At 68.8% G+C, this 9,173-nt stretch carries 10 protein-coding genes; all 10 read left to right on the top strand.

The features are described 5' to 3' along the window. The first annotated feature begins 186 nt into the window (after positions 1–186). The 10 genes from O3W51_RS46085 (at position 187) to O3W51_RS46040 (ending at position 9,065) form a co-directional block, all read left to right on the top strand. Positions 187–999 (top strand): ParB N-terminal domain-containing protein, encoded by an 813-nt coding sequence (locus O3W51_RS46085; RefSeq protein ID WP_331284163.1) that lies wholly within the window; start codon positions 187–189, stop codon positions 997–999. Further along, positions 996–1,634 (top strand): hypothetical protein, encoded by a 639-nt coding sequence (locus O3W51_RS46080; protein ID WP_269289949.1) that lies wholly within the window; start codon positions 996–998, stop codon positions 1,632–1,634. Before O3W51_RS46085 ends, O3W51_RS46080 begins: the two co-directional genes overlap by 4 nt. Positions 1,635–1,647: 13 nt before the next feature. Then, a complete protein-coding gene (locus O3W51_RS46075; RefSeq protein ID WP_269289947.1) occupies positions 1,648–2,217 on the top strand; it encodes a hypothetical protein in 570 nt (189 codons plus the stop codon). Between the two features lie 121 nt (positions 2,218–2,338). After that, positions 2,339–2,503 carry a hypothetical protein gene (locus tag O3W51_RS46070; RefSeq protein ID WP_269289945.1) on the top strand — a complete coding sequence of 55 codons (165 nt, stop codon included), beginning with the start codon at positions 2,339–2,341 and terminating at the stop codon, positions 2,501–2,503. Positions 2,504–2,564: 61 nt separating this feature from the next. Next, positions 2,565–3,434 (top strand): hypothetical protein, encoded by an 870-nt coding sequence (locus tag O3W51_RS46065; protein ID WP_269289943.1) that lies wholly within the window; start codon positions 2,565–2,567, stop codon positions 3,432–3,434. 37 nt (positions 3,435–3,471) lie between these two features. Next, positions 3,472–4,239: a hypothetical protein gene (locus O3W51_RS46060; RefSeq protein WP_269289941.1), complete on the top strand. Its 768-nt coding sequence runs from the start codon at positions 3,472–3,474 to the stop codon at positions 4,237–4,239. Positions 4,240–4,341: 102 nt separating this feature from the next. Further along, positions 4,342–4,830: a hypothetical protein gene (locus O3W51_RS46055; RefSeq protein WP_269289939.1), complete on the top strand. Its 489-nt coding sequence runs from the start codon at positions 4,342–4,344 to the stop codon at positions 4,828–4,830. A gap of 562 nt (positions 4,831–5,392) precedes the next feature. After that, positions 5,393–6,151, top strand: coding sequence for a TnsA-like heteromeric transposase endonuclease subunit (locus tag O3W51_RS46050; protein WP_269289938.1), 759 nt, complete (start codon positions 5,393–5,395; stop codon positions 6,149–6,151). Next, positions 6,148–8,193: a Mu transposase C-terminal domain-containing protein gene (locus O3W51_RS46045; protein WP_269289936.1), complete on the top strand. Its 2,046-nt coding sequence runs from the start codon at positions 6,148–6,150 to the stop codon at positions 8,191–8,193. The genes O3W51_RS46050 and O3W51_RS46045 overlap by 4 nt, the downstream gene beginning before the upstream one ends. Next, positions 8,190–9,065: an ATP-binding protein gene (locus O3W51_RS46040; protein ID WP_269289934.1), complete on the top strand. Its 876-nt coding sequence runs from the start codon at positions 8,190–8,192 to the stop codon at positions 9,063–9,065. Before O3W51_RS46045 ends, O3W51_RS46040 begins: the two co-directional genes overlap by 4 nt. The last annotated feature ends 108 nt before the right edge of the window (positions 9,066–9,173 follow it).

Below are 9,173 nucleotides of genomic sequence, written 5' to 3'. Positions count from 1 at the left end.
CGGGCATGCAACTCTTCTACGCCCTCGGACCACGACTCGACCTGCTCCACCGTCAACGATTCGTCACACAGTCGGACCAACGAGCCACACCGCCAACAGTCACACCACATGCGGTTGCAGTATTAGGAGGCCACAATCGAAGCCCACCCGACCAACTCACTCATCCCGCCACTCGATGAGGACGACTTGGCCGTCCTCGCACACGACATCCAGGAAAACGGACTTCTGCAGTCCATCGTCCTCGACCGCACGGGGAGGATTCTCGACGGCCGTGGCCGACTCACCGCTTGTGAGCGCCTGGGCATCGAACCGGCCTTCGTCACCTACGAAGGTCCCGCGCCCGATGTCTACAGCCTGTCGGTCAATCTCAAACGCCGCAATTTCACCAAAGGCCAGTCCGCGATGATCACGGTAAAGGCCCGCTCGACCCTGGGATATGAGGTCTGTCCCGAGAAGGGACAAGAGACATGTCCCGAGCAGGGACAAGGCGCCCGTCCCGAAAAGGGACAGACGGTCAGAGACCTCGGGGAGCAGCTCGGTGTTGCGCGCGCTGTGATCGGGCGGGCGAACATCGTCTGGCAGCACGCGCCCGACCTGGTCGACGCGGTGATCAGCGGCGCCTTGGGCCTGGATAGTGCGTACGACACCGCTCGGGACAAGAAGGCGCAGACGGATTCTGCGGAGTCCCAGTTGGCCCGGCTTCGCGCCGAAGACCCCGCTCTGGCCGACCGCGTCGTCGAAGGGGAGCTGACGCTCCGAGGCGCCTGGGCCGAGCGGAAGGCACGAGTGGACGAAGAGATTCGCCAGCGCCGGGTCGCAACCCAGCTCCTGTGCGAGGTCCTGCCCTCCCTCGCCCAGGTCCGGGGCAGCCAGACCTTCGCCCTGTACGACCCCGAGTTCGCCACGCCCGGACGCGCCGTGACCCGCGAGGTCATCGCGCACGCGGCCACGGCAGTGGGCGAGATCGCAGCCGTATGGAAGGAGCGTGACCTTCCGTGAGCAACGACTTCGACGCAGTACTGCGAAAACTCGCACTCGAAGCCGCCGAAGAGGTCACCGCCGACAACGGCCGCATCCACTTGGCAGAATTCCACGCCTCTCTGGACGGGCGGATCCGCCAGATCCCGGAGCTGTACGACGCGGCAATCTATAAAACCGCTCAGTCGGTTGCGCGCGACTTCGGCGAGCGGCGAAGCCCACGCCGTCATCGCAAGACCGGCGGGCTGTACCACCCGAAAAGCATTCTCAGGCTCGGCCAGGGCATCTGGGTGTGGATGAAGGACGCCACTCCCACCGACACGACCCAATGGGCGAGCGTCTCCTCCCGCAATACCGTCCGCGTCATCGCCGCAGAGGCAGAAAAACAGCAGTACGCCCTCGACCGGACCGACGCCTTCCGCGAGAACCCCACCTGCGGCCGTCTCGCCCAGCTCGAAGAGAACGTCTTCCACTACCAGCAGGGCACCCTGGACGACCTCGCCTTCGATGAGCCGCAGTCCGCACGGACTCGTCGACGCTCCATAGGGCTCGGGGACGCGGAACAAGGGTTCAGCATCCCTCCCGCGACCGCTCGCCTGCATCTGCAGATCCCTGCACCGTGCACTGGCCATCGAACCCCCACGGGGTTGAAGTAAGAGCAAAGGACTCATGATTCCCGATCCCCAGCGCGAACTGATTCCTCGCAGCGACACCCTGCGCCTCATCGGCGTGCTCGACGGTATGAAGGCCATGTACAGCGACGCCGCCCAGCAGTGGCGATTCCTGGACGACGCCGGCCGCGTACCAGCTTCCCCGTCATACCCCGAGCTGATCCAGCACGCCGTCGACGCGCAAGCCCTCTCCCACCGCGTCATCCGCACGACGGCCGAATTTGCCCGGACCATTCACAGCACGAACCGCGCCGGCAGCGCCATACTCGCCCACCTCGCGACAGCCGCCACCCTGTCGACCTACGCGGCACCGCGCTTCGCCGAGACCGCGAAGACTGCCCTCTCCCTGTCCCAAACCGCAAGCTCAACCACCCGGCAGTACCAGGAAAACTCCATGGTCCTAGACCACGCCACGGCGCGCTCTTACCTGCGGCGCACGTCGGAATCGCTACACGGCGCGGTCAAGGAACTCGACCAACACCTCGACCTCCACCGCTTCTTCCCGGCGCCATCCCGACCGGCAAACCCGGCGCCCCTGCCACCCAAGCCGAGCACACACCGCCTCTAGTCCGAGCGGACGCACGCAAGCCGGCATCCCCTTCCTAAGGAGTCCCCTGAACCGCCCCACCCATTGCAGCGACGCCGACTGGGCCGAGTACCAGCAAAGCCAGGCCGAACACGACGACCTCATGGCACAGATCGCCGATCACGAAGCGCAGATGGAACGCCACCTGCTCGACACCTGCGACGAGCACGCATTCGACGCCACCCGACCGGATCCGAAGCCCCACCCCACACGCCGGATCCTGCGCATCCACGCACTCATTCCCCGCAGGCGCAACCGTGGCCACTGATGGCATAGGCCCCCCGGATGCCAGCCCCGACGCGCGCCGCACGTCCGCCGGCGCCCCGTCAATGGCACCGCTGCCCGAGCACGGCAACGTGCATACCGCGTGGTGGCAGGAGCTGTGGCGCCGCCACGCGCACATCACCACACCGCTGCGACAGCGCGGGCTGCCGTGCGACATCGAGTTCGGTCTCAGCGCGTACATCGTGCACGTATCGCTTCCCGACGAGAGCTACCTGATCATCGGTCCACCGCAGGAACCCCCCTCCGAGCGCCTGCCGGGAGACCCCGAGGGGTGGATCGTGACCCGCCAAAGCGATGATGACCATGGGCTGTTCGAGCTGCTCTACGACTCGTCCCCGTCGGCCGACCCCGGTGCTCCTGAGCGGCCTGAAGCCCGGCACGGCGGCAGCGCCACGCAGGTGATCGAGGCGATCGATCAGCGGCTCGACCAGGTCGGACTGCTGACCGCATCCCCCTCCTCGGCTAGGGGTTCGCGCTCGTCCACAGCCCCGCAGCCCCAGACCCCGGAGCCTCTCGTCGATGCCGCAGACGACTCCGTCGGTTACGTCTACGGTGACGCGATCCTCGCGCTCACCGACCGGCTCAACGGGGCCGCGTCGCACGCGGAGGCCGCCGCGCTGCTGCACCAGATCCTGGACCCGATCAACGGGCTGCTGGAGCGGCTCGGCGAGTTCTTCGAAGCGGCCGGGGAGAAGGCCAAGGAAGCCGAGCAGGACGACGGCTTCGACCTGTCGTACGACCTCGCCGACGCCGCTTCCGAGATCCGCAACCTCGGGGAAGTGCTGCACGTGGCGGAGGACCGGATGAGGGTACTGACCGACCAGCCTCCAGCTCCCCGGCCCGTCCCGGCCCCGTCCGGTGCGGGGCCCCTCCCGCCGGCCCTCCCGCCAGCAGCGCCAAAGCGCGCGCGCTGATGCCGCAGGCCCCGACACCCTTCCCCCACAGGAATCCATGACCCCAGCTCGAACCGACCTGTCCGACTTCACCAGGGCCCTGGCCGCCCGCCTGCCCGGCTCCTGGAGCAGCGACTACGAACGCCACGCACGGTATGAGGACCAGTTCCCCCGGACCGAGCAGCTCTGGGACAACGGTCACGTCGCCCACATTGTCAGCCAGTACGTCCTGACCCACGACGCGATTCTTCATGGCCCCGAAGGCCATCGGCTTTTCGTCGCCGACCGGCCCCACCACCCCGATCAGTTCGTCGTCGCCCCGCTCGAACCCGTCGAGGCCGGCATCAAGCCGCACCACTTCGTCGGTGTCGAGGAGCCCCACGGAATCGCTGTCCCCAACGATCCCGCACGGGCAGCCGCCCGCATCGCCCAGCGGGTACTGCCCCGCTACGAGCGGGCCCTGGAAGCGGTGCTCGACAACGCGGCGACCCAGCCCGACCCGCCGCACCGGCCCGCACCACCGCAGGTCGCACACGTCCTCACCTTGACGTTGTACAACGACGGGGCCCTGGGCGCACCGTACGACAGCGTGCCCGAGCAGGCCCGCACGACGCTGTTCACCTGCGGCTTCCAGTACCACCCGCACCAAGCGGCGTTGCTCCTGTCCGCCGAGTACAGCGAGAACGGCCGGGCGCTGCGCGTGCAGGCCGCGGCCCGGCTGCTCACGGCCAAGGGCATCGGGGTGAACCTCCGCCACGTCGCACCCACCACCACTGCCGCCCTTCCACCGGCATCACCGCAGGCCGCCCGCGCGCCCCGCCGGTGATCCACCCCGCACGCGCCCCACGGAGTTCCGCTGCTTTCCGACCTCGACGCCATAGGCCAACTTCGCGGCCTGGCCGAGCGCATCCACCACGCGGCCGACGACATGCCCTTCACAGACGCGCGGCATTGCGTCAGCGACAACCTCGACGAACTGGACGACCGGGTCCGTGACATCGCCGGGCTGATCGTCCACATCACCAGTGCCGCGGCCTTCGCGGACCGTGAGGAAACCGGCCAAGCCGGCGCGAACGACGGCACCCGGGGCAGGGTCACCGCGCTGACGCGGGCCGTGGGCACTCTCGGTCGCGCCTTGGCCGATCTCAGCGCTGCCGTTGCCCACGCTGGGGACCTGCAGCGCCTCGACGGTCTTCTCCGCTCGGCAGAGGGCGCGCGGGACCAGCAGGTCACGCGCTCAGCACTCGACAACCGGCTCAACGGTGCCCGTCGCCATCTGTACGAAGCAGGCCGCCAACTCCTCGTCGAAGCAGAGCACATCACCCCCGCGCATGCGGAATCCCACGGGCCGAAGGCACCTTCGTCCGCACCGCTCGCCCCTCGGCCCGCCAAGCCCGCACCCATCCGCACGCGCTGACCCGCCCCGAAACACTCTGGAGAGCCCCATCCATATCACCCGCCGTACCCTGCCGCTGATTGCCGGCGCGGCCTGTCTCGCCCTGGCCATGACCGGTTGTTCCACCAACAGCAGCACCCCCGACCAGGACCCCAGCACCAGCGCCAGCGCGGCGCCGAAGCCGGCGCCCGCCCTCAGTGCCATCCAGGCTCTTGCCGTCATCCGCAACTATTCAACGATCAACAACGAGGCCAACGCCACCCGCGACCGCGTCCGGCTCGACACCGTCGAGGACGGGCCGCTGTATGCGATGTCCGTCGCGGACTACACCGAGTGTAGGGTCTCAGATTTCGTGGCACAGTCTCAGTCGCGATGGCACAACGATGGCACTTATGCCGCTGTTGTGAGACTCCCTGGTTGGAGCTGTCCGGTCTCACTGGACCTGGTGGTGTCTCACTCGTCTCAGGTGGTAGTCGGCCGATTCGCGGCGCGTGTGGCATGCCGTGCCCGGTTTTCACCTTTCAGGGTGGATTGAGTCTCATCTGATCTGGCCGGTCTCACCGGACCCGTGATGGTCGTCCCCATGGACACGACGCGTGCGCTTTCCGATGAGGCCCTGCTGGAGGTGGCGGGCTTCGATGTGGCCTGGGTGGAAGTCGGGACCGAGGTACGGCGGCCGTTGAGGGACGCGGTGGGGATCGCGTTCGAGGACGTGCCACCGGTGCGAGATTTTCCGTCGTACCGGGGCCAGCGCCACTTCCCGGGGTTGTACTGGTCGGCGACGACGGGCCGTCATGTGGGGTTCGAGTCGTGGCTGGAGCGGGACCACGCGATGCTGCTCGACTTCGACCCGCAGGTGACCGGGTTCGCTTCGCAGCCGTTCTGGCTGTACTGGCGCGATGAGACGACTCGGCGGGGACGGTCGCACGCGCCGGACTACTTCGCGCGGGCCGTAGACGGGACGGGGCTGGTGATCGACTGCCGTCCGGTCGACTGGGTCGACGATCGCTCCGCGGTGGCGTTCTCGGTGATGCGGCGGGTGTGTGAGGCGGTGGGCTGGGCCTATCGCCTCGTCGGGTCGCTTGATCCGGTCCGGGTGGCGAATCTGCGCTGGCTGGCCGGTTACCGGCATCCGCGGCACGCGGCGGCGGACGGGACGGTCGCCGCGGTGCGGTCGGCGTTCGCGGTTCCGGCGCCCTTGATGGTCCAGGCCGCGACGGTCGGGGACCCGATCGAGGTGCTGCCGGTGGTGTTCCACCTGTTGTGGTCCGGGGTGCTGGGGGCGGACCTGTCCCGTCCGCTGGGTGATCTGACGTTGGTCGACCGGAGGTACGGGCGATGAGTGGGCTATTGCCGCGCGGAGTGCTGAGCGTCGGGGACCGGGTGAGGTTCGGGGACAGGGTTCATTCCGTCGTCGGTCTGGCGGGGACCTTGGTCCGCCTCGTCGACGATCACGGGGCCGCGAGCCTGGTCCTGTTCTCCCATCTGATGGTCTCCGAGGGGTTCGCGTTGCTGGACTCCCAGCCAGGGGCCCCGGGGCTGCCGCCGTTCGGACTGTTGGACACCGTTCCTGAGCCTGCGCTGCGGCGGGCGAAGTTCTTCGAGCGCCATCTGATCGAGGTGGAGACCGGTCTGCTGCCGGACGCGCCGCCGGGGTCCAGTCCTCGCCCGGAGTACGACCCGAAGTGGCGCAAGCTCAGCGAGCGCATGGTCGCCAAGGCCGAGGAACTGGCGGTGTCGGGCACACCGGTCTCGGACCGGACGCTGTTCCGGCTGCGGGGTCTGTGGCGTGAGCAGGGGGTCTGGGGGCTGGTGGACCGCCGGGTCATGCGCGGGTCCCGGCAGCCCGGAGGTCATGCCGATGAACGGCTGGTCGCGGTCGTGGCCGAGGTCCTGGCCGCGCAGGAGAACCTGTCGACGGGCACCCGCAGCCGGGTGATGCGCCAGGTCGAGCGGCTCGTGGCCGAGCGCTATGGCCAGGGGGTGGTCGAGATCCCGTCGCGGGCGACGTTCTACCGCCTGATCAAGGAACTCGACGAGGGCAAGCACTCGTTCGGGGCGGCGACCACCCGCAGGTCCCAGGGCCGGCGTCCGCAAGAGCCGTTCACCCCGACGATGGCCGTCCGCCCTGGGGAGATCGTTCAGATCGACACGACCCCGCTGGACGTGCTGGCGGTGCTGGACGACGGGGTTACCGGGCGGGTTGAACTGAGTATCGCGGTCGATGTCGCCTCGCGGACCATCTGCGCGGCAGTCCTGCGGCCGGCCGGGACCAAGGCGGTCGACGCGGCCCTGCTTCTGGCGCGGACACTGGTCCCGGAGCCGATGCGGCCCGGGTGGGCGGATGCCCTGCGGATGTCCGCGTCGCTGATCCCGCACGCGCGGCTGATGAGCATCGACGCCCGCCTGGAGCACGCCGCCGCCAAGCCCGTCATCGTCCCGGACACCATCGTGATCGACCACGGCAAGGTGTTCGTCTCCGACACCTTCACCGCTGCCTGCCGCACCCTGGGCATCTCGGTCCAGCCCGCCCGGCCGGCAACCCCGACCGACAAGGGCATCGTCGAGCGGACGTTCTCCTCGATCAACACCCTGTTCTGCCAGCACGTCGCCGGCTACGTCGGCTCCAACGTCACTCAACGCGGCCGGGACGTCGAAGCCGTCTGGACCCTGCGGGAACTGTCCGAGCTGTTCGAGGAATGGTTGGTCGCCTGCTGGCAGAGCCGGCCTCACGACGGCCTGCGCAGCCCGTTCCTGCCGAACAAGGCCCTGTCGCCGAATGAGGTCTACGCGCTGCTGGTGACCCGCGCAGGTCACCTACCGGTCTGCCTGACCGGCGACGACTACATCGAACTGCTGCCGGTGGAATGGCGGAAGATCAACCACTACGGCATCGTGATGGACTACCGCACCTACGACTGCCGAGAGTTGGGGCCATACCGCCGCCAGCCCTCCGGCGTCCCGCTCAAGAGCGACCTCTGGGAAGTCCACTACGACCCCTACGACCTGTCCCACGTCTGGGTCCGCGACAGCAGGGCGGGCGGATGGATCACTATCCCGTGGACCCGGCTGGGCACCGTCTCCGCACCGTTCGCGGACTTCACCTGGCGCCACGCCCGCTCCCTGCTGGCCACCCGCGGCGCCGACGACACCGACGAACAGGCCATCGCGGCCGTGGTCGAGGACCTGCTGACCCGCGCCGGAACCGGACCGGACCGCAAGGTCGCCGCCCGCACCCGCGCGGCCACCGCCCTGCCCACCCGACCGGGCATCGAAGCACCGCCGGAGCCCGACCTCGACGCCGACCCGGTGCCGGAGGCGGTCCTGGGCGAGGTCGTCCCGTTCGGGGTGTTCGACGCCTTCACCGAAGGGAGCCGCGCATGACGCACCCGCCGGAGCCGCAGGAGGTCGACCATCCGCTGACGACCAAGGAGGGCTGGGCCGCCTTCGTCAACGAGGCGCCCACGCCGCCGCTCGTGATGCCGCCCGCCGCCCTGCAGCGGCTGACCGAGGCCGAGCGCGCGGACTACGACGCGGCCAGGGAGGACTACCACGCCCAGCTGGTGATCGTCTCAACGCCGACCATCCGCCACGTCGCCGCCACCGGACGCAAACGCATCCTGCTCAACCGGCACCAGCACTCGGCCCGGCGCGGGCTGATCGTCTCCGGCCCCGCGGGCACCGGCAAGACCACCGCCATCACCCAGCTGGGCAAGAACTACGAGCAGTTGACCCGCCGCCGCGGCGCCCTCTCGCCCCGGGCACTGCCGGTCCTCTACGTCACCGTCCCGCCGGCCGCCACGCCCAAGATGCTCGCCATCGAGTTCGCCCGGTTCATCGGGCTCCCGCTGCCGTCCCGGTTCAGCCAGGTCGAGGTCACCAACAAGGTCTGCGACCTGGCCTGCACTCTGGCCTGCCGGCTTGTCCTCATCGACGAGCTGCACAATCTCGACATCCAGACCCGGATCGGCGCCGAGGCGTCGGACCAGATCAAGTACCTGTCCGAGCGCATCCCCGCGACGTTCGTACTGGCCGGGGTGGATATCGAGGGCACCGGTCTGTTCGCCGGGCGGCGCGGCGGGCAGATCGCCAGCCGATACAGCCTCATCCCCACCAGTTCCTTCCGCCACAAGACCCCGCAGGAGCAGTCGGCCTGGCAGGCCCTGGTCGCCACCTTGGAGAACGCACTGCGGCTGCACGCGCACCGCCCGGGCACCCTCCTGCGACTCGCCCCCTACTGTCGGCGTACTACCTAACCTCCCCAACCGCGTACGGATGAACGTCCCCAGCTATGTCGTGTGCGGGAGCACGGCTGCGTCAGCCCCTGACGATGCAGAAGGGATGCCCGGCCGGATCAGTGAGGA

It is taken from the genome of Streptomyces sp. H39-C1, from assembly GCF_027158125.1.
In the GTDB taxonomy this organism is placed as follows: Bacteria; Actinomycetota; Actinomycetes; order Streptomycetales; family Streptomycetaceae; genus Actinacidiphila; species Actinacidiphila fildesensis.
The sequence above is the reverse complement of the archived record's forward strand: the minus strand, read 5'-3'. Positions and strand labels throughout refer to the sequence as shown.